The sequence below is a fragment of the Vibrio sp. 1159 genome (assembly GCF_033340395.1).
Lineage (GTDB): Bacteria > Pseudomonadota > Gammaproteobacteria > Enterobacterales > Vibrionaceae > Vibrio > Vibrio alginolyticus.
In genome coordinates this window covers 43927-65095 of the sequence record NZ_JAWOWL010000027.1, presented here as the reverse complement: position 1 = coordinate 65095, position 21169 = coordinate 43927, and the positions used below count along the sequence as shown (strand labels likewise).

At 45.2% G+C, this 21169-nt stretch carries 16 protein-coding genes; 2 read left to right on the top strand and 14 right to left on the bottom strand.

Annotated elements, in window-relative coordinates:
- Positions 1-140: 140 nt before the first annotated feature.
- On the top strand, positions 141-1688 hold the full coding sequence (locus R7127_RS18915; protein WP_005381681.1) for an alanine/glycine:cation symporter family protein: 1548 nt from the start codon (positions 141-143) through the stop codon (positions 1686-1688).
- 100 nt (positions 1689-1788) lie between these two features.
- Here R7127_RS18915 and R7127_RS18910 read toward each other — a convergent pair whose 3' ends face one another.
- From R7127_RS18910 to guaB, 5 genes are all read right to left on the bottom strand, one after another.
- The gene (locus R7127_RS18910; protein WP_005381682.1) at positions 1789-2379 is read right to left on the bottom strand and encodes an acetate uptake transporter; all 591 of its coding nucleotides are present in this window, start codon (positions 2377-2379) and stop codon (positions 1789-1791) included.
- 182 nt (positions 2380-2561) lie between these two features.
- Positions 2562-4265 (bottom strand): chitinase, encoded by a 1704-nt coding sequence (locus tag R7127_RS18905; protein WP_064377318.1) that lies wholly within the window; start codon positions 4263-4265, stop codon positions 2562-2564.
- A gap of 212 nt (positions 4266-4477) precedes the next feature.
- A complete protein-coding gene (locus R7127_RS18900; RefSeq protein WP_005381684.1) occupies positions 4478-6001 on the bottom strand; it encodes a Na+/H+ antiporter NhaC family protein in 1524 nt (507 codons plus the stop codon).
- Positions 6002-6166: 165 nt separating this feature from the next.
- On the bottom strand, positions 6167-7720 hold the full coding sequence (gene guaA, locus R7127_RS18895) for a glutamine-hydrolyzing GMP synthase (protein ID WP_005383721.1): 1554 nt from the start codon (positions 7718-7720) through the stop codon (positions 6167-6169).
- A gap of 99 nt (positions 7721-7819) precedes the next feature.
- Positions 7820-9286, bottom strand: a complete 1467-nt coding sequence (gene guaB, locus R7127_RS18890; protein WP_017633908.1) for an IMP dehydrogenase — start codon at positions 9284-9286, stop codon at positions 7820-7822.
- Positions 9287-9517: 231 nt separating this feature from the next.
- Between guaB and xseA the strand changes: the two genes are divergently transcribed.
- Positions 9518-10849 carry an exodeoxyribonuclease VII large subunit gene (gene xseA / locus R7127_RS18885; RefSeq protein ID WP_213869537.1) on the top strand — a complete coding sequence of 444 codons (1332 nt, stop codon included), beginning with the start codon at positions 9518-9520 and terminating at the stop codon, positions 10847-10849.
- 13 nt (positions 10850-10862) lie between these two features.
- Here xseA and R7127_RS18880 read toward each other — a convergent pair whose 3' ends face one another.
- The 9 genes from R7127_RS18880 to R7127_RS18840 all read right to left on the bottom strand — a co-directional run bounded on the left by R7127_RS18880 (position 10863) and on the right by R7127_RS18840 (position 20843).
- Positions 10863-11087 (bottom strand): zinc ribbon domain-containing protein, encoded by a 225-nt coding sequence (locus tag R7127_RS18880; RefSeq protein WP_012842112.1) that lies wholly within the window; start codon positions 11085-11087, stop codon positions 10863-10865.
- Positions 11088-11396: 309 nt separating this feature from the next.
- Positions 11397-12272, bottom strand: a complete 876-nt coding sequence (locus tag R7127_RS18875; protein WP_318142059.1) for an alanyl-tRNA editing protein — start codon at positions 12270-12272, stop codon at positions 11397-11399.
- Between the two features lie 59 nt (positions 12273-12331).
- Complete coding sequence (gene der / locus R7127_RS18870) at positions 12332-13828, bottom strand: ribosome biogenesis GTPase Der (RefSeq protein WP_017820569.1); 1497 nt, start codon at positions 13826-13828, stop codon at positions 12332-12334.
- A 167-nt stretch (positions 13829-13995) separates the two neighbouring features.
- Entirely contained in the window at positions 13996-15156 is a 1161-nt protein-coding gene (bamB, locus tag R7127_RS18865; protein ID WP_005381696.1) for an outer membrane protein assembly factor BamB, read from the bottom strand.
- A 12-nt stretch (positions 15157-15168) separates the two neighbouring features.
- Complete coding sequence (locus R7127_RS18860; protein WP_064376909.1) at positions 15169-15783, bottom strand: YfgM family protein; 615 nt, start codon at positions 15781-15783, stop codon at positions 15169-15171.
- A gap of 126 nt (positions 15784-15909) precedes the next feature.
- The gene (gene hisS / locus R7127_RS18855) at positions 15910-17178 is read right to left on the bottom strand and encodes a histidine--tRNA ligase (RefSeq protein WP_005381698.1); all 1269 of its coding nucleotides are present in this window, start codon (positions 17176-17178) and stop codon (positions 15910-15912) included.
- A gap of 26 nt (positions 17179-17204) precedes the next feature.
- Positions 17205-18323, bottom strand: coding sequence for a flavodoxin-dependent (E)-4-hydroxy-3-methylbut-2-enyl-diphosphate synthase (gene ispG / locus R7127_RS18850; RefSeq protein WP_005381699.1), 1119 nt, complete (start codon positions 18321-18323; stop codon positions 17205-17207).
- Between the two features lie 6 nt (positions 18324-18329).
- A complete protein-coding gene (gene rodZ / locus R7127_RS18845; protein ID WP_005383707.1) occupies positions 18330-19280 on the bottom strand; it encodes a cytoskeleton protein RodZ in 951 nt (316 codons plus the stop codon).
- Positions 19281-19715: 435 nt separating this feature from the next.
- A complete protein-coding gene (locus R7127_RS18840; protein WP_017633913.1) occupies positions 19716-20843 on the bottom strand; it encodes a bifunctional tRNA (adenosine(37)-C2)-methyltransferase TrmG/ribosomal RNA large subunit methyltransferase RlmN in 1128 nt (375 codons plus the stop codon).
- Between the last annotated feature and the right edge of the window lie 326 nt (positions 20844-21169).

Here is a 21169-nt window from a genome sequence, read left to right as displayed (position 1 = left end):
TTTTAACAACTACTCTCCATTCTGTGTTCATCATCACGCTACAAAGGATTTGTAGCTAAAAAAGTTAACAATTGCATTACATAAAGGGTAATGTATTGTGTGAAAAACAACCACAAACACAACTAACAGGGAAAATACTCATGCAGTCATTAGTTGATTTTCTGAATGGAATTATTTGGAGCCCGGTACTGATCTATTTGTGCCTTGGCGCAGGTTTGTTCTATTCAATCATGACGCGTTTTGTACAAATTCGTCACTTCTTTGAGATGTGGCGCTTATTACTTTCAGGGAAGAGTTCAACAAAAGGGATATCATCATTTCAGGCACTTGCCGTTTCACTGTCTGGCCGTGTAGGTACAGGTAACATTGCTGGTGTTGCTGCTGCTATCGGTTTCGGTGGCCCAGGCGCCGTATTCTGGATGTGGGTCGTTGCCTTCTTTGGCGCTGCAACCGCATACGCAGAATCAACACTTGCACAAATTTATAAAGAAGAAGACGAAGGCGAGTTCCGTGGTGGCCCTGCTTACTATATTGAGAAAGCAATGGGACAAAAATGGTACGCTTGGATCTTTGCTATCGCGACCATCTTTGCTTGTGGTGTTCTACTTCCTGGCGTTCAATCGAACAGTATCGGTAACGCAGTAGAAGCCGCATTTGGCTCAGGTGACATGATTGAAACCGCTATTGGTACCTTCAGTTTTGCTAAAATTTTCACTGGTACGGTTGTTTGTGTCATTTTGGCTTTCATCATTTTTGGTGGCGTAAAGCGTATCGCGAACTTTACCCAAGTCGTTGTGCCATTTATGGCGTTAGCTTACATCATTACTGCGTTTGTCATCATCCTTCTAAACATTGGTGAGGTTCCACGCATTTTCGGCATGATCATTGGTGACGCGTTCACACCAATGGCAGGCGTTGGTGCAGCAATCGGCTGGGGTGTAAAACGTGGTGTCTACTCCAACGAAGCAGGTCAAGGTACTGGTCCTCACGCAGCAGCAGCAGCGAGTGTTGATCACCCTGCTCAGCAAGGTCTTGTTCAATCTTTCTCTATTTACATCGATACACTACTTGTGTGTTCAGCAACCGCGTTCATGATTCTTATCACTGGCGCGTACAACGTAAATGGTGCGATTGAAGGTACATTCCTGGTTCAAAACCTACCAGCGGATATTGGTGCAAATGGCCCTGTGTTTACACAGATGGCGATCGAAAGCGCACTACCTGGCGTGGGTAAACCATTCATCGCAATCGCTCTATTCTTCTTCGCGTTTACGACCATTCTGGCTTACTACTACATTGCAGAAACGAACATTGCTTACATTCGTCGTACGTTCAAAGTAAATGGACTGATGTTTATTCTGAAAGTCATCATTATTTCATCCGTGTTCTACGGAACCGTGAAAACCGCCAACTTAGCATGGGCGATGGGTGATGTAGGTGTAGGACTGATGGCGTGGCTAAACATCATCGGTATTTTGATCATTTTCTTTATGTCGAAGCCTGCACTCAAAGCACTGAACGACTACGAAGAACAACAAAAACGTGGTGTGACCGATTTTACATTTAACCCTGTTGCACTGGGCATTAAAGGCGCAGATTACTGGGAAGATAAGTACCGACGTAAAACGGGTAAAGCTCCAACGGCAGACAGCAATAGCGCAGAAACTGTTGAGCAACCATCAACATAGCGTTATCACATAAATAAGAAAAAGCAGTGGTCCGATTGAGGACATAAAAAAGGGGGATTAACCAATGGTTAATCCCCCTTTCTTCATTATGAGTAACAGCTTAGGCGATAACCGCTTCAACTTTACGAGCGATTTTTGCTTTACCGACAGGTAACACTTCACGACCAAATTCGTTGTTCAGTACTTGCGCCATTGCGAAGTAAATTGCACTTGCGCCACAGAAGATACCCTCGAAGCCAGCGATAGCACCGATCACTTCGCTACCAGTGAAATCACGAGCAGCAAGCAAGAAGAACAGGATAGTTAGAGAACCAAATACCACTTGCTTCGCTGTTGGGTAACATAGAGAACCAATGAACATGAAACCAGTGAAGATGCCCCAAAGCGCTAGGTACCAACCCATAAAGCTTGCAGGGCTTGCAGGAAGACCCATGTGAGGCATTACGATTAGACCAACCAATGTTAGCCAAAATAGACCGTAAGAAGTAAACGCAGTTGTGCCGAATGTATCACCGCGTTTAAAGCACATGATGCCAACGATTACTTGGCTAAGGCCACCGTAAAAGATGCCCATCGCTAGAATCATAGAGTCAATTGGGAAAAATCCTGCATTATGAATATTGAGCAGAATAGTGGTCATACCGAAACCCATAAGACCTAGCGGTGCTGGGTTAGCCAGTTTTGTCGACATGTACAAATACCTTTTTTCAAAAATGTTGATAAAAAATGCGCGCGAATTTTAATGGGCTCCAGAACAAAAGAGAAAAGCTGTTATTGAAAACTTAGATTCCATAAATAAACCACTACATATATAAAAAAAGACCCTGCAAAAAAGCAGAGTCTTTATAGATGGTTAGGTTGTTTTTTACTCGATCACTGACAAGAAATCTCGTCCCAGAACCAGTTGCTTTGCGTTGGGCTTTCCCACACTCCTGGGCCATTTTTCGCAACAAAACATTTGTTTTGGTACGTCACTTTATCGCCGTTAGCGACTTGCGTTACACCCGGCTCCCACTGAATAAAATTGCCTGTCACTGGTGGTTCTGGCTCGGTTACTGGCGGCTCAGGTTCTGTGACGGGCGGCTCTGGCTCAGTCACCGGTGGTTCAGGTTCCGTTGTAGGCGGCTCCGTAGGAGTGCCTGAAACCAGCTTCCACGGGTCTCCTTTCGTTGGCTCATTACCTTGTGACCACCACTTCGCTTCGTAAACAGCACCTTGGTAAGAGACTTGTTCCCCCGTGTTATATACTTTGCCAGAATCCCAAGCTGCCACACCACCTACAGGCGGCTCAACCGGATCCACTGGATCTAACTTGTCAACTACACGAACTTCTGGCCAACCCGCATGAGATTGGTAGAAGTTAGTTACACATTTCTCATAATCACCTGCAACTAGCGCAGAGTAAGCCGTTTGGAAACCAACAAGTTCACATTCAAAAGAGTGGCCTCCCGGACGATCTGAGTAGTATTTCCAGTTTCCATCCCAGTTGGTGTACAACACGTCTGTCGCACCATTCAGATTTAAGCTACCGTAAGGCGTCTGCTGCCAACAGGTATTGGTCTCATCGGCTTCAATTGGAATTTGATAATGGGCGGCAAGACCTTCCCAATAACGAATACGGTTAACAGGTTGACCTTTATCCTTGTTTTGCTCACCACACTCAATACCACCATTGATCACGTTGATGGTGGTACCAAAGCCGTAACCAATGCCAGCATCAAGCTCACGCTGTGAAGGCACCCAAGTACGGTCAATCACATGTAGCATTGCAGGTTTCGGTGCTTGTGGGGTTAGGAAGAACCAGATAGCCGATGCTAAGTTCAGCCACGAATCCGCAACCAAGCCTGGATTTTTCAGCAATACAGATGCATCGCCATCAAACATCACTTCAGAGAACGCGCCATAGTTAAAATGGTAAGAAAGCTGTTTAGCACCACGTCCAAAATAACCTTGTCCTGGTTCACATGGCCAACGCTTATTTTGCCAGTCATTCTGACCACAACCTGTTGTGTAACCTTCTTGCCCTTCAGACCATCCCATTTCTCGCACATGAACCAAAGCTTGCTGCCACTCTTCCAACCCTAGCGGATTATCCGATACGTTATCAATCGAAATATGGCCACCGGTTTCTTGTGCAAAGTGAGCAAACGCTGTCACGATCGATTTTTTACAAATTGCATCCGAATCACGACCGTCTGTGTACTCACCACAGAACGCAGGGAACTTACCAATTGCACGTAGGAAACGCGTGTAAGTGTATTCAGGTGCCGCCATTTGAGTCAGGAAGTCCCACTCACTTTCGGGGAATACACGCTCTACACGCTTCACGTTTTCTGGGTTGGTTGTCGCCCCTGGAACAATCGCTTCAACCACTGAGTTCGGGCGTGTCTCTAATGCTTGTGACCAAATGGCATACATAGGATTAGAAGTTTTGCTTTGCTCTACGGCTTGAACGTCACCACGAGCAATAACATAACCATTCGGATTTTGCGGATCGGGCTGAATATTCATACTCGCATTCACTTGTGCTGCTAAGACACAACTCAATGCAAGAGGAAGATGTTTGAGTGCAAACATGTCTAGTCTCCGGATTTCAACAATACAATATACGAGGAATAACTAGACATATAGTGGATCATATATACGAAACACCGAGCCAAGTACGTTGATTCTGCGAGACAAAATGAATAAATAGGTCCTCACACACATTTTGTCACAAGAAAAATGTTACCTTGACTCAAAAGAAAAGCGGAGACCCTGTGAGCCTCCGCTTTGTGATGTTTCTCTCTTTATTGTTCTGCCGAAACCACCTCTAGCTTCGCGGTTGACTTTTGTTTAGACAGCACAAAATAAACCACACACTGAGAAATAATTGCGGCAAGCACAATCACTGGTGAGGCGTTGATTCCAGCTAAAAGAAAACACCCTAATGCGATCATTCCATTGAGTAATGCGTAAGGCAATTGTGTACGGAAGTGCTCATACTGTTCACACCCCGCTCCTGTCGACGACAAAATCGTAGTTTCAGAGATGGGAGAACAGTGATCGCCAAACAAGCCACCAGATAATACCGCACCAATACAAACCAACAGTGGTGCATCAATCGCGACGGCAGTTGGGATCACTAATGGCATCATGATGGCAAACGTCCCCCAAGATGATCCCGTAGCGAACGAGATAATACCGGCCAGTAAAAACGCAACCGCTGGCAATAACCAGTAAGGGAAACCGGCTTGAGCTTGTTCAGCAATGTATGCAGCTGCACCTAATTCTTTCCCAACCGAGCTAAGCGCCCAAGCCAATACCAGAATCACCGCCACTGACATCATGTTTGACATCCCTTTCAGATAAACCTGAATACCATCCGAAAGCTTTCTTACGCCATAAAACGCCATCAGCGCAATTAAAGTGAAGGCCGCGAAGAAATATGCAGAAGAAAGTGCAGCCCTAAACGTTGATCCTGCCACTTTTTGAAATGGAAAACCGTGTGGCACGAGGATGGTACATAGAACCACCAGCATAACGAGCAAAGGTGCCCATACAAAACTAGATTTTGCATTTTTATGCGTAAACACATTCATGGACTCCTGCACTTTCCCAAAGTCGGAGCCCTGCTCTGCTAGTTGTTCAGCCTTCGCCATCGGTCCGAAATCTAATTTGAAGAAAGAGACAATCGGCACAATCGCGATCGCAAGAAAGGCGTAAAACTGATACGGGATCGCACCAATGAAAGCATCCCAATCACTCATACTGACATTCAGGGCAGTAAACTCTTTTTGAATCAATCCCATGATGTAAACGCCCCATCCGATAAAAGGGATCAAGATTGCGACGGGAGAGGAAGTAGAGTCGATAATAAAAGCTAATTTTTGGCGTGATACTTTTAACTTATCAAATAAAGGGCGAAAAACAGGGCCAACAATCAGTGGTGTACCAAGGTCTGAGAAGAAAATAACCACACCACCGAACCATGCGGACAGTTGAGCTTGGCATTTACTCGCAACCCATTGAGTAACCTTTTTAGCAAACGCCACACCACCGCCAGATTTCTCCATCAAGGCAACAAAGCCACCAATAAAGACCAAGAGCAAAATGACGCCCGCATTGTAGCTGTCAGTTAATTGCGGCAGTAGATAGCTTTTCATCAATGCACTAAACGAGTCTAGTGGCCCTTTTTCGACAAATGTCCCTTCAAGCATAGCGACACCACTCACCACACCCGCGAATAAACCAACAACGACATTTCTTGTGGTCAGCGCGAGGAAAAGAGTAATAAGGATGGGAATGAGAGAGGTAACGTCAGCCTGTTCCATAGCAATACCATTTATGATAATTAAACAACTAAAATGAATATATATTTAATTTAACCGCATGTATATATCTCTCACAAAAAAGTTGAACCACCTCTTCACAAACTTGAAGTACAAAAAAACCAGCCCGAAGGCTGGTTCTTATAAACTCAACTGTCTAGAGGAAAATTATTCCCACTCGATAGTCGCTGGTGGCTTACCAGAAATGTCGTAAACAACACGAGAAATGCCATCAACTTCGTTGATAATACGGTTAGATACCTTACCTAGGAAGTCGTATGGTAGGTGCGCCCAGTGTGCCGTCATAAAGTCGATGGTTTCTACTGCACGCAGTGATACAACCCAGTCGTATTTACGGCCATCGCCCATTACACCAACAGAACGTACTGGTAGGAATACCGTGAACGCTTGAGATACTTTGTCATATAGGTCTGCAGCGTGAAGCTCTTCAATAAAGATAGCATCAGCACGGCGTAGCAAGTCACAGTATTCTTTCTTGATTTCACCAAGAACACGAACACCTAGACCAGGACCTGGGAATGGGTGGCGGTAAAGCATGTTATAAGGCAGGCCTAGCTCTAGACCAATCTTACGTACTTCATCTTTGAACAGCTCACGTAGTGGCTCAACAAGACCCATTTCCATGTCATCGGGAAGACCGCCCACGTTGTGGTGCGATTTGATCACGTGCGCTTTACCAGTCTTAGATGCAGCTGACTCGATTACATCAGGGTAAATCGTACCTTGAGCTAGCCATTTCGCATTTTTCAGCTTCTTAGACTCTTCATCGAATACATCTACGAATACGTGACCGATAGTCTTACGCTTCTCTTCTGGGTCAGACTTGCCTTCAAGTGCTTTGAGGAAGCGTTCTTCAGCGTCAACTTTGATGATGTTCAAACCAAATTGGTCGCCGAACATATCCATTACTTGTTGACCTTCGTTTAGACGCAGTAGACCGTTATCAACAAATACACACGTTAGCTTGTCGCCGATTGCACGGTGAACCAGCATCGCAACTACCGATGAATCAACACCACCAGATAGACCTAGGATAACTTCGTCGTCACCCACTTGCTCTTTAATGCGAGCAACCGCGTCTTCGATGATAGATTCCGAAGTCCATAGACGCTCACAGCCACATACGCCAAGAACAAAGTTCTCAAGCATTTGTAGGCCACCTTTTGTGTGTGTCACTTCTGGGTGGAACTGAACGCCGTAGTATTTCTTCTCTTCGTTCGCCATCGCAGCGTAAGGACAAGTGTCTGTCTCACCAACTTTTACGAAATCGGCTGGGATCTCTACTACTTTGTCGCCATGGCTCATCCAAACGTCTTGAGTTGCTTCAAGGTCTTTAAATAGAGCACATTCACCAGAAACTTTAACCTGAGCGTAGCCAAACTCACGTTCGTTAGAGCCCGCTACTTTGCCTCCTAACTGTTCCGCCATGGTTTGCATGCCGTAACATACGCCAAGCAAAGGAACACCAGAATCAAACACATATTGAGGCGCGCGTGGAGAGTTCTCTTCCGTTACGCTTTCTGGACCGCCAGATAGGATAATGCCATCTGGGTTGAATTCGCGAATATCCGCTTCTTCTACATCCCAGCTCCATAGTTCACAGTAAACGCCGATTTCACGTACGCGGCGTGCTACTAATTGAGTGTACTGAGAACCGAAGTCCAAGATCAGAATACGTTGGTCATGGATATTTTTAGTCATTTTGAGCAGTCTTTTTAAGGCTAAGTGATTAAAACCGAGGCGAGTGTACTCGCCTCTTCTTAATGCTTCAAGGAAAAAGCAAACGTTTCCGTTAGGTAATTAGTTCCCTAGACGGTAGTTCGGTGCTTCCTTAGTAATTTGAACATCGTGTACATGAGACTCTTGCATACCAGCACCAGAGATACGTACAAATTCAGCTTTCGTACGCATATCTTCGATAGTTGCAGAACCAGTTAGACCCATGCTTGAACGTAGACCACCCATTTGTTGGTGTACGATCTCTTTTAGACGGCCTTTGTATGCGATACGACCTTCGATACCTTCTGGTACTAGCTTGTCCGCTGCGTTGTCAGACTGGAAGTAACGGTCAGAAGAACCTTGAGACATAGCACCAAGAGAACCCATGCCACGGTAAGACTTGTAAGAACGGCCGTTGTATAGAATCACTTCACCCGGCGCTTCTTCAGTACCTGCAAACATAGAACCAACCATCACACATGATGCGCCAGCTACGATTGCTTTACAGATATCACCTGAGAAACGGATACCACCGTCAGCAATAACCGGAATACCATAATCATTAGCCACTTCTGCCGCATCTGCGATTGCAGTGATTTGTGGAACTCCCACACCCGTTACAATACGAGTTGTACAGATAGAACCAGGGCCGATACCCACTTTCACTGCGCTTACGCCAGCTTCGATTAGTGCTTTAGCACCAGCACCTGTTGCTACGTTACCACCGATGATGTCTAGATCTGGGTAAGCAGCGCGAGTTTCGCGGATGCGGTTTAGTACACCTTCAGAATGTCCGTGTGAAGAGTCGATAAGTAGAATGTCAACGCCTGCTTCAACTAGAGCAGCAACACGCTCTTCGTTACCCGCACCAGCACCAACTGCTGCGCCAACACGTAGGCGACCACGCTCATCTTTACATGCGTTTGGTTTACGTTCTGCTTTGTGGAAGTCTTTCGCAGTAATCATACCGGTTAGTTGGAACTCATCATTCACAACCAATACTTTCTCTACACGAGCTTCGTGCATTTTCTCTTGCACTTCTTCTCGTGTTGCACCTTCTTTAACTGCTGCCAACTTCTCTTTTGGCGTCATTACTGAAGATACTTTCTTAGAAAGGTCCGTCACAAAACGAACGTCACGACCAGTGATAATACCAACAAGCTCATTGCTCTCAGTGACAACAGGGAAACCTGCAAAACCATGCTTTTCAGTGAGTGCAACAACATCAGCGATGGTCGCGTCAGGGTTTACAGTAACCGCGTCAGTTACCATACCAGCTTCGAACTTCTTAACTTTACGAACTTCGGCTGCCTGCTGCTCAATAGACATGTTCTTGTGGATAAAGCCAATGCCACCCTCTTGCGCTAGCGCAATTGCTAGACGAGCTTCAGTAACAGTGTCCATAGACGCTGAAATCATTGGGATGTTTAGGGTGATGTTCTTAGTTAGCTGAGTGCGAAGATCAGCTGTGTTTGGGAGAACGGTGGAGTGTGCTGGCACAAGTAGTACGTCATCGAATGTCAGCGCTTCTTTGGCAATTCTTAGCATTTGCAATATCTCACAATTAGAGGAGTAAAAAGAACAATCCAATCTCATCGTTTCGCATAATGAGGGTAACCTGCGTTAGCAACTAGCTACATTTGGATTAGATATTGCGGAGGGATTATACGGTTAACGCAATCGCTTGACCACAAATTTTTTAATTTTTTTCTTGCAATTACCCCCTTGCTATGTATTATATTGCCGCTAATTTCCATACTCACGTCTAAGAGATTAGCTGTGCTCTCCAAGACCAATCAAAACATCTTTACTGTTTCTCGTCTCAACGCAGAAGTTCGTTTACTCCTTGAAAACGAAATGGGGATCGTTTGGCTCGTCGGAGAGATATCCAACTTTTCAGCTCCTGTCTCTGGTCACTGGTACCTCACTCTTAAAGACTCTCGCGCTCAAGTTAAATGTGCCATGTTTCGTGGTAACAATCGCCGCGTTACTTTCAAACCCGCTAACGGTAATCAAGTCCTAGTAAAAGCTCGTCTGTCTCTTTATGAGCCTCGCGGTGACTACCAATTGATCATCGAAAGCATGCAACCGGAAGGTGATGGCCGTCTTCAACAAGAGTTTGAAGAGCTGAAAATGAAGCTTGCAGCAGAAGGGTTGTTCGCGCAAATCAATAAGCAATCTTTGCCTGAGCACCCTAAACGTGTTGGCGTCATCACATCGAAAACTGGTGCCGCGCTTTACGATATCTTAGACGTATTGAAACGTCGTGATCCTTCCCTACCTGTTGTGATTTATCCGACAGTGGTACAAGGTGAGGACGCAGCCATTCAAATTGCACAAGCCATTGGTCGCGCTAACAGCCGTGATGAATGTGATGTACTAATTGTGGGCCGAGGTGGTGGTTCATTAGAAGACTTATGGTGCTTTAACAACGAGATATTAGCTCGCACGATTGCAGCAAGCCAAATTCCTATTATTAGCGCCGTTGGACATGAAGTTGACGTGACAATAGCTGATTTTGTCGCCGACGTACGCGCGCCTACTCCATCAGCAGCCGCTGAGCTAGTAAGCCGTGATAACAGCCACAAAGATCAAGCTTTAGTTACCCGCCAGCATAAGTTAGCGAGCGCGATGCGTTACTACCTAGCACAACAAAAGCAGCAATTTGCTCAATTAGTGCACCGTCTAGAGAGACAGCACCCAAGCTATCGCTTGCAACGTCAGACGCAACAGTTAGATGAGTTGGACATGCGCTTACAGCGAGCGATGAGTCGTTTTATTGCCTTGCGTCAACAGCGAATCGAGCGTCAACATTATCGGCTGCAATTAAATTCTCCTGTAACACGCCTTGCCGAGCAGAAGTCGAAGCTAGAACGTGTTGAGCAAAAGCTCATGGATGCAATGGATCGCAAATTACTGACTATGCGCCATCAACTCGCGATTGCTGCAGAGAAATTAGACACCGTCAGCCCACTAGCGACATTGAAACGAGGTTACTCAATTACTCAAACTGAGCAAGGTAAAGTGATTACTCAATCTTCAGATGTAAAATCGGGAGATGTATTGATTACTCGATTAGCCGAAGGCGACGTTCGCTCTACCGTTAACTGAATACAAACTCTGGTTAACTGATTTTCTGGAACTCAAATCGGACACGTGATTTTGATTTGAGTTCATTACACACATTACAAAAGTAACTCGCAGCACCGCATGCTTGCAGCTTCTCCAGCTCCGCCTCACAATCAGGGCAAAAACCTACTTTTTTAAAATCCGATTCACACTGTGCACAATGGTATTGTCCTGTCCATTCCAGTTCGACATTGCAAGTCGGGCAAATGTTCTGCTGCATATCCCGTTCCTCTCTCTAAACTAAGCAATTTCGAGTAACGCATGCTACTCAAAATAACGAACAAGTATGTTGATCTTCATCACCGCCCCAACAAGTTTCACGAGGCGTTAACCATACTTGATACGTAGGATCTTATACTGATCGTCTGATATTTACTCCTTGATCAGCGATCACCCCTTAAAAGAATATTTATATAACCACACACCGAAAGCATAAGTTACATATTCTGCATTCCAATTTAATATAGAATAAAAAACCTTAAAGAGATTTAATTAAACGAAAAATCAGAATTTAATAAAAAGATCTTATTCAAAAAGCAGTGTTTACATTGGTGTGCATTTCGATAGTTTGAGCGTCGAGCTTAACGAGTTTAACTTGGATAAAAGCAAACTCATTTAAATGGCTCGCATGCGTTCCACCACAAGGGATTACCGCTAATTGACCTTCCCCTAAATCGCACTTCCAATAGCGAGAATCCGTTAATCTGTCACCGTGGCATTCCATGGTGATCATCGCATCTCTTTGAAGCCATTCAACCAGTTGGCCATTCACTTTTTCTGCAATCGCCTGGAGGTCATTCAGCATATCTGCACTGTTTAATCCTCTTTTACGGAGTGTTTTGCCTAAACGGTACGTATCGAGGCACTTGTCTGGAGTGACATAACTAGTAACTTGCGCATAGCTATTAAAGTCATAATAACCATGTGGGTCTTTGCGGTCTGCGTCTTTTCGCCAATAGTCTTCCGATAGTACTTTATTCAACGCCAAATACGCTAAGTGTCCTGCAGTGTGGCCTCGACTCACAGCATTTTGATAGTCTTTATCTACCGCTAATGTTACCAAGTCATTAATTGCAAATGATTCCGTACGTGATAAAACATGCACGACGACAAACACCCAACCTTCAGCATCACGCTTTACAGAGATGTCACTACCCACATACAAAGCACCACTCTCCTGCTCCACTGCTCCAACTTGGCAATCTACTACGTCATGCTCAGACCCATTCACCTTCAACGTTCCTTTATCTGCAGGGTGATCCGGCCATATGTGACTAACGGGATGGAACGGCGTGACATCTGTAATAACGTAAGTCACTTCTTCCGTAGATTGAACGAGCTGTATTTGTGCTTCTAATTGCCATGTTTGATGACAAAAACGAGTCTTTGTTGCTGTGATAGTCATTTTTACGATTACTTTTGATAAAAAAATACCCAAGTAGAAACTTGGGTATTCGAATTTCATTATTTATTGCGGTTTTTCACCATCGACATCATACGTTTGCGTTTACGCTCTTGTGATAGCGTAAGCTTATTCGTACGGTTCTCGTATGGGTTATCACTGTTGTGGAAGTTAATGCGAATCGGTGTTCCCATAATTTCCAGAGACTTACGGAAGTAGTTCATCAGATAACGTTTATACGAATCTGGCAATTCACGAACCATGTTACCGTGGATAACAACGATCGGTGGGTTGTAACCACCTGCGTGTGCGTATTTGAGTTTGATACGACGACCACGAACCATTGGCGGTTGGTGATCATCCACAGCCATCTTCATGATACGCGTCAGTACTGACGTACCCACACGCGTTGTCGCCGAGTTATATGCTTCTTGAATAGATTCAAACAAGTGACCAACGCCAGTACCGTGCAGCGCAGAGATAAAGTGGATACGCGCGAAGTCGACGAATCCTAGACGGCGGTCCAGTTCTTTCTTCACGCTTTCTTTCACGTCACTGTCTAGACCATCCCACTTGTTAACGGCGATGACAATTGAGCGGCCAGCATTCAGTGCAAAACCAAGCAAGCTTAGGTCTTGGTCTGAAATATTTTCACGTGCATCAATCACCAGTAGAACGACGTTTGCATCTTCTACCGCTTTCAGCGTCTTAACAACAGAGAACTTTTCAACCGTTTCATTGATACGACCACGACGACGAACACCTGCGGTATCAATTAGTACGTATTCGCGTCCATCACGCTCCATCGGGATGTAGATAGAATCGCGCGTTGTACCAGGCATATCGTATACAACCACACGTTCTTCACCCAGAATACGGTTAGTCAGTGTCGATTTACCTACGTTAGGACGACCGATGATCGCCAACTTAATCGGCTGCTCTTGAAGGCGTTTGAACTCTGCTTCTGCGTCTTCTTCAGTGTAATCTTCAACAAGAGGCTCTTCGTCTTCGAATCCAGTCAGGTCTTCAATCTCACCTTCTTCAGATTCACTTGTTAGTAGATCATCAAAAAATGGAGATAAAGCACGCTCAAGCAAAGCGGTCACACCACGGCCATGAGCGGCCGCAATCTGGTACATATCATCCACGCCGAGCTGCCAAAAGTCAGCACACGCCGCATCGGCATCAATACCATCGATTTTGTTTACTACCAGCATCGCTGGCTTTTCAATTTTACGCAGATGCGCAGCAATTGCTTCATCTGAAGGTGTCAGACCAGCACGACCGTCAACAAGGAACAATACAACATCAGCCTCATCAATCGCGGCTAATGACTGTTCTGCCATCTTTGTTTCCACGCCTTCTTCTGTGCCATCGATACCACCAGTATCAATCACAATGAATTCGTGCTCTTCACCAAGTCTCGCCTGGCCATATTTACGGTCTCGCGTTAGGCCTGGAAAGTCCGCAACCAACGCGTCACGAGTGCGAGTCAATCGGTTAAATAGTGTAGATTTACCTACGTTCGGACGCCCTACTAGAGCTACAACAGGTACCATAACAACCTCTACAATAATCTTTCTTCTGTAGTTATAGGTAACGACTTGCTCGATGCCAAATCAAACCAGCTTTTTACCTATAACCACGTCAGGGTTAATAAATTCAAACAACAAAACGGCTCCTAGCTGTCACCAGCCAGGAGCCGAATGTGAATTATATCACGATATTATTCGTTAATGGTTAGTTTCTTTACATCGCCGTTGCGAGTTGTAATCACATAACCATCCGACAATAACGTCGGGCCAACTGCCAAGCCACTATCATCGACAAACTGCTGCGCAACAAATTCGCCCGTTGAACGATCCATCCAGTGAAGGTAACCAAGCGTGTCACCGACAACGAGATAATTGCCAACAATAACTGGCGCTGTAAGTTGTCGGTGCTCAAGCAAGCTGTTTTCCCACAACTCAGTCCCGCTTCGTGAATCAACGGCAACAACATGATCTTTTTCCGTTATCACAAAGATGCGACTACCATCTGTAGAAATGTCTGTCGCAGATGAGTAATTACGTTTCCAAATCGGGTTCGCTGAACGCAAGTCAATGGCGATAAGTTGACCATTGTATCCAATGGTGAAAAGAGTACCGCCTAGCACAATTGGCGATGAATCAACGTCAACCAAACGATCAATTTCTGTCGCGCCTTTTGGCGTACCAACAGGCTGTTGCCAAATCAACTGACCACGCTCAACGATAGCAGCTGCGAGTCGGCCATTTGCCGTTCCCCAAAATACACCGCCGCCAATTGCAGTTGGAGTACTGTCGCCACGTAAAGTTAAGTTCGGCACTTCTGTACTCAATGCCCAGCGTTGCTCACCTGTACTCTCATTAAGGGCAATCAACATGCCTCGGCTAGTATTGATGATAATAAGGCCTGAATCTGCAACTGGCTTCGCCAGTACCTCACCACCAACTTTTACACGCCAAACAATTTCACCTGTTTCTTGGTCAAGAGAGATGACTTCACCATTCTCAGAGCCAATGTAAAGGTTTCCGTATGCCGCTGTGATACCACCAGAGAGACGAGCAATGACATCTTCTTCTAGGTCCGTTTGCCAACGTTGTTTACCATTCTCAGGATCCAGCGCTTTTACTAAGCCATCACGACTTGCCACGAACAATGTATCATTCGCAAATACAGGGGATAGCTTTGAAAAGTAATGACCGACACCATCGCCAACCGATGTGCTCCACTCACTACTGGTTGTAAACTGACTGTCTACCTGAGGTAGTGGCGCCATTACAATGGTGTCTTTCTCACCTGCACAACCGGCAAGTACTCCCATTGTTAACGCCCCTAGCAAGGCTTTCTTAAAGACTCTTTTCATCCAATGCGGTCCTTATTTCGCCAGATCGTCCAATTTCATTTGTAGTGTCGGGCTTGCATCTGCCGCTTGCTGAGCTTCAGTATACGCAGCGTACGCAGCATCTTTGTCACCTTGGCGAATCGCAATATCGCCACGAAGTTCAGCAATACGACCTGTCCATGCTGTATCAGTGACGTTACTTAGCTCTGCCGTTGCAGCGTCGAAGTTACCCATTTCCGTCTCAATACGCGCAATGCGGTAACTAATCAATGGTAACAACGCAGCATCTTGAATGTTGCTTTGCGCCCACTTCAGTTGCTCCAATGCAGCAGAAAGGTCTTGAGCTTCAACTTGTGCTTTAGCAAGTTGTAGCGCAGCCAATACTGAGTATTCTTTTACTTCATTTGACTCAATGAAAGCTTTCACGTCAGCTTGAGCATCAGTGCCTTTGTCTTGCAAAGCATTCATTGCTGTCGTGTAGCTTTGAGAAGCTGCTTCACTCGCCTGAATCACAGAATCCTGGTAGTAACGCCAGCCAAATAGACCACCTAAACCAACGACCGCACCGATGATGACGGCTTTGCCGTTTTCCTTCCACCAGTCTTTAATGGCTTCAACTTGTTGTTCTTCAGTATCGTAAAGTTCCACTTCCTGTCCTCTTAAAACATGTAAATGGCAGCTTAGCTGCCATTGTTCCTATTTCGTTTAAAGGCTCCACATTTGGGAGCCTTAGCTTACGAACTAGGATGTAATTTTGTTAGATTACTAAAAGACTTAAATCAGTGCTGCGATCTTTTCTGCAACTTCTGCTTGGTTGTAAGTCTCTTGCTCACCACCAGCTAAGTCTTTCAGTACTACGGTATTATCCGCAACTTCGTTTTCGCCCAGAACCAATGCTACAACAGCACCAACTTTGTCTGCGCGTTTAAACTGTTTCTTGAAGTTACCGCCACCGAAGTGATTCATCACACGAACGCCTGGAACAGACTCGCGAAGCTGTTCTGCTAGCTTCATTCCTGCCATCATGGTGCCTTCACCCGCTGTGACTACGTACACGTCAACACTGCGACGAACGTCTGTCAGTTCCAACGTTTCTAGCATCAGTACTAGACGCTCTAGGCCCATTGCAAAGCCAACCGCTGGTGTTGGTTTACCACCTAATTGCTCTACAAGACCATCGTAACGACCACCGCCACATACAGTGCCTTGAGCACCTAGGCTCTCAGTGATCCACTCAAATACCGTGCGATTGTAGTAATCCAGACCACGAACTAGACGTTCGTTAACTGTGTATTTGATACCTGCAGCGTCTAAAAGTTCACATAGACCTGCGAAGTGTGCTTTAGATTCTTCACCCAAGTAATCTGAAAGGCGAGGCGCATCACCTAAAATAGCTTGAACGTCTGGGTTCTTCGTATCCAGAACACGCAGTGGGTTCGTGTGCATGCGACGCTTACAATCTTCATCTAGCACATCAATATGTTGCTCAAGGAATGCAACCAGTGCAGTACGGTAGTCTGCGCGGTCTTCTTGAGAACCGATAGAGTTCAGCTCAAGACGAACATGTTCATTGATACCTAGCTCACGCCATAAACGCGCCGTCATCATGATAAGCTCTGCATCAACATCTGGACCATTTAGACCAAACACCTCAACACCACACTGGTGGAATTGACGGTAACGACCTTTCTGCGGACGTTCATGGCGGAACATAGGCCCCATGTACCACAGACGCTGTTCATCACGGTTGATAAGGCTGTTTTGAATACATGAACGTACACAACCCGCCGTACCTTCAGGGCGAAGTGTTAGGCTGTCGCCGTTACGGTCATCAAAGGTGTACATTTCTTTTGAAACGACGTCTGTTTCTTCACCAACAGCGCGGCTGAATAGGTTTGTTTCTTCAACGATTGGCATGCGCACTTCGTTATAACCGTATGCGCTAATTACATTTTTCACTGTGTTTTCTAGTTTTTGCCACAGTGGCGACTGAGTTGGGAGGCAATCGTTCATGCCTCGAATTGCTTGAATTGTTTTTGCCACAATACTTACCGTAATTCTCGTTGAGATTAATCTTGTACTTTAACTTCGATGCGGTTTTCGCCATTCATCATAGCTGCTTTCGCACGGATCTTAGCTTCTAGCTTATTCACAAGGTCATCGTTATCAAAGCGCTCTTTCTGGCGTTTACCATCTTCGTAGAATGCGCTCTTCTTGTTACTACCTGCTAGACCTAAGTGAGAAACTTCTGCTTCACCAGGGCCGTTTACCACACAACCGATGATAGACACATCCATTGGCGTGATGATGTCTTCTAAACGTTGCTCCAGTGCATTCACCGTACCAATCACATCGAATTCTTGGCGTGAGCAGCTTGGGCACGCAATAAAGTTGATGCCTCGAGAGCGAATGCGCAGAGATTTAAGGATGTCGAAACCGACTTTGATTTCTTCAACTGGATCGGCAGCCAAAGAGATACGCAGCGTATCGCCTATCCCTTCAGATAACAGCATACCTAAGCCAACAGATGACTTAACAGCGCCAGCTCGAGCACCACCCGCCTCTGTGATACCTAAATGAAGAGGCTGATCGATTTTCTTCGCCAGCAGACGATATGAATCCACCGCAAGAAAAACGTCTGAAGCTTTCACGCTAACTTTAAATTGGTCAAAGTTAAGACGATCGAGATGATCTACGTGACGCATCGCCGATTCAACCAAGGCTTCTGGCGTAGGCTCACCGTATTTCATCTGTAGATCTTTTTCCAAAGATCCACCATTGACACCAATACGGATCGGGATATTTTTATCGCGAGCGCAATCAACAACAGCGCGAATGCGCTCTTCATTGCCGATGTTACCTGGGTTGATACGTAAACAGTCAACTCCGTACTCCGCCACTTTCAGCGCGATACGATAGTCGAAATGAATATCAGCCACTAATGGTACAGAAACTTGCTGTTTAATCAGTTTGAAAGCTTCTGCTGCGTCCATCGTAGGTACAGAAACTCGAACGATATCTGCGCCGACTTTTTCTAGTGCTCGGATTTGAGCGACTGTCGCTTCTACGTCAGTCGTGCGAGTGTTAGTCATTGACTGTACTGCAATTGGCGCACCATCACCAATTGGCACATCACCCACATAAATACGCGTCGATTTACGACGAATAATTGGAGATTCGTGTTGCATAATTTTTTATAACGGTAGAGTGAATCTAGCTACTTTGCCTGAAGTATACCCAGAAAGGTCGACAGGTTCACTTGCAAATGTCATTGTAACCCCTTCCGGTGCGCCTAATATCACTTTAAATGGCGCTTTTCCGGTAAGTTCTACATCTTGTCCTGGCTTATGAGTACCACTTACCAGCGTTTTACCATTGGTGTCTTTTACTTGAATCCAACAGTCCGCTTTAAACTTCATAGTAAGAAGTGTCATGCCTTCAGGTACTACTGGCGCAGGCTGTTCCTCTTCCGCCGCTTCAATCACGGCAACAGGTTCTTCAGAATCTACGCTTGTTGTATTTTCAGTTTCAGTCAGCAAAGGATCCGCCCCTTGCTCAACGGGTGCTTCAGTCAATTCAGCAACACCTTCATTAGTTGAAGCAACTTCTTCAGGAGTGCTTGCGATTAACTCTTCAGCCGTCATCAAATCGATATCAGCTAATTCTTGAGCAGTGGGCTGCGGCGCTTCAACACTTGAATCCGTTACTTCCTTAGTTAGGCTATTCTCTTGTTGGTTTTGCCACCACCATGCAGCTGAAATGCCAATAATGACTAGCCCGATAACCCAAGTAAGGAGCATAATACGGCTATTGTGCTTCTCGTCTTTTGTTTTACGAGAGAAGCTTTGCATTTCAATTTCTTGCTCTTGAGGCTGAGCATCGGCAGTCTGCTCTAACGCCGTCAAAACCACCTTCTCATCAAGACCTACGAATTTAGCGTAAGAGCGTAAGTAACCACGCGTAAATGTCGCGACTTGTTGAGATTCAAATCGGTTATTTTCAATATCTTCAATCACAGAAATGCGAAGCCTCAGGCGGTCGGCAACTTGCTTTTGGCTCATTCCCAAGGATTCACGTTTGTTTTTCAGTAATGTGCCAGCTTCAATAGAGAGTGGCACTTCATTCGTATTTTCGTGTTCTGTCATAATGGCGGTATTTAATCTGTTTTAGTGGCTAACGTGGTCATGTATTTTCGTTATTTTTCTTAAGCCTCTTTAAAGATAGCTAGCCAAAACGCGTTAACCAAAAATAATAATTTTAAGAAACTCTCAGCGATCTGAGTGCGAATACCCGTTTTGCAAAAATCAGCAAAACGTATGTGAGAAAGTGCTGAGAATTATCGGTGTCATCGTTAGTGTTACATATCATGATAAGCGAATGCGCAACGAAGACAAAAACTCTTTACACTCAAACTAACAGATAGCTCAAGCTTTTGTCCAAACTTTGACAAAGGAATTCGAAATTATACCCAAATAACCTTAGGTTGAAGAGTGATAGTCCCAAATCTTGGCGAAAATGTCCTAAACAATAAACAAAATAGCCAGAGCGAATGGCTCTGGCTATTTTTGAATTCCGGTCGTTTATACAGCTTTCACTTCAATGGTATCGGCACCGCGTGACGCTTTCAGCATTGCCGTACGTTTAGTTCGGTCAATTACATCACCGACCAACTGACCACATGCGGCATCAATGTCATCACCACGTGTTTTACGAACCGTAACTGTGTGCTCGTATTGCATCAATGTTTTTTGGAAGCGATCAATACGTGAGTTACTTGGTTTCTTGTAAGGTGAACCTGGGTACGGGTTAAACGGAATCAAGTTAATCTTACATGGTGTGTCTTTCATCAATTCAGCCAGCTCGCGTGCATGGTCCATGTCATCGTTCACATGATCAAGCAACACGTACTCGACTGTTACCTTGCCACGGTTTGCATTCGATGAAGCAATGTAACGACGAACGGATGCTAGGAAATCTTGAATATCCCAACGATCGTTAATTGGCATGATTTCACTACGCAGCTTATCGTTTGGCGCATGAAGAGAGATCGCCAACGCAACGTCGATTTTGCCCGTCATCTGATCAAGACCAGAAACCACACCTGATGTTGATACGGTTACGCGACGCTTCGACAAACCAAAGCCAAGGTCATCCAACATTAACTCCAGTGCTGGAATCAAGTTCTTCATATTAAGAAGCGGCTCACCCATACCCATCATCACGACGTTCGTAATTGGGCGACGGCCTGTTTCTTTCTCAAGACCAATTTCACGTGCAGCACGCCACACCTGACCGATGATCTCTGAAACTTTCAAGTTACGGTTAAAGCCCTGCTGTGCTGTTGAGCAGAACTTACATTCCAATGCACAACCTACTTGAGAAGATACACAAAGCGTTGCGCGATCATCTTCTGGAATGTAAACCGTTTCTACATCCTGATCACCAACCTTCATTGCCCACTTGATCGTGCCGTCTGAAGAATGCTGAGCTTCTGCTACAGTTGGTGCTTTAATTTCACACTTGTGTAAAAGCTTTTCGCGCAGCTTCTTGTTGATGTTTGTCATTTTTTCGAAGTCATCTACACCGAAATGGTAGATCCACTTCATAACCTGATCGGCACGAAACGCTTTCTCGCCAAGTTCTTCCGCGAAAAACTGACGCATGCCTTTGCGATCAAAGTCGAGTAGATTGATTTTTTCAGTGGTCATGTTGCCTCTCAATGACTGAAACAAGAATAAGGGCGCGAATTGTACAGCCTTTATGCAGCTACAACAAGGGGTGTAAGACCCTGAGTTTGCTAAGGCATTAAAATAAAAACGATTAAATTTTAATCAGGCTTTACGGTGAGAATAATGATTAGACAACCGACAACAAAAGCGTAGAAGTGGTACAGAGAAAACAGTGAGAACAAACACACGTAACTAAGCTTTCACCCCTGTAAGATGCTCAGATTAGCCAACATCTTCGCGAATAATTACGAATGAACTCGCCGGTGAAATGGAGAATGCGGAATAAAAAACCTCGGACAATTCCG

What these genes read in the sequence shown, in the direction of transcription:
- der (WP_017820569.1), bottom strand. Translation starts at nt 13,828, where the DNA reads ATGGTACCTGTTGTAGCTCTAGTAGGGCGTCCGAACGTAGGTAAATCT.
- bamB (WP_005381696.1), bottom strand. Translation starts at nt 15,156, where the DNA reads ATGAAAAGAGTCTTTAAGAAAGCCTTGCTAGGGGCGTTAACAATGGGA.
- R7127_RS18875 (WP_318142059.1), bottom strand. Translation starts at nt 12,272, where the DNA reads ATGACTATCACAGCAACAAAGACTCGTTTTTGTCATCAAACATGGCAA.
- R7127_RS18840 (WP_017633913.1), bottom strand. Translation starts at nt 20,843, where the DNA reads ATGACCACTGAAAAAATCAATCTACTCGACTTTGATCGCAAAGGCATG.
- guaA (WP_005383721.1), bottom strand. Translation starts at nt 7,720, where the DNA reads ATGACTAAAAATATCCATGACCAACGTATTCTGATCTTGGACTTCGGT.
- R7127_RS18910 (WP_005381682.1), bottom strand. Translation starts at nt 2,379, where the DNA reads ATGTCGACAAAACTGGCTAACCCAGCACCGCTAGGTCTTATGGGTTTC.
- R7127_RS18900 (WP_005381684.1), bottom strand. Translation starts at nt 6,001, where the DNA reads ATGGAACAGGCTGACGTTACCTCTCTCATTCCCATCCTTATTACTCTT.
- guaB (WP_017633908.1), bottom strand. Translation starts at nt 9,286, where the DNA reads ATGCTAAGAATTGCCAAAGAAGCGCTGACATTCGATGACGTACTACTT.
- rodZ (WP_005383707.1), bottom strand. Translation starts at nt 19,280, where the DNA reads ATGACAGAACACGAAAATACGAATGAAGTGCCACTCTCTATTGAAGCT.
- R7127_RS18880 (WP_012842112.1), bottom strand. Translation starts at nt 11,087, where the DNA reads ATGCAGCAGAACATTTGCCCGACTTGCAATGTCGAACTGGAATGGACA.
- R7127_RS18915 (WP_005381681.1), top strand. Translation starts at nt 141, where the DNA reads ATGCAGTCATTAGTTGATTTTCTGAATGGAATTATTTGGAGCCCGGTA.
- ispG (WP_005381699.1), bottom strand. Translation starts at nt 18,323, where the DNA reads ATGCAACACGAATCTCCAATTATTCGTCGTAAATCGACGCGTATTTAT.
- R7127_RS18905 (WP_064377318.1), bottom strand. Translation starts at nt 4,265, where the DNA reads ATGTTTGCACTCAAACATCTTCCTCTTGCATTGAGTTGTGTCTTAGCA.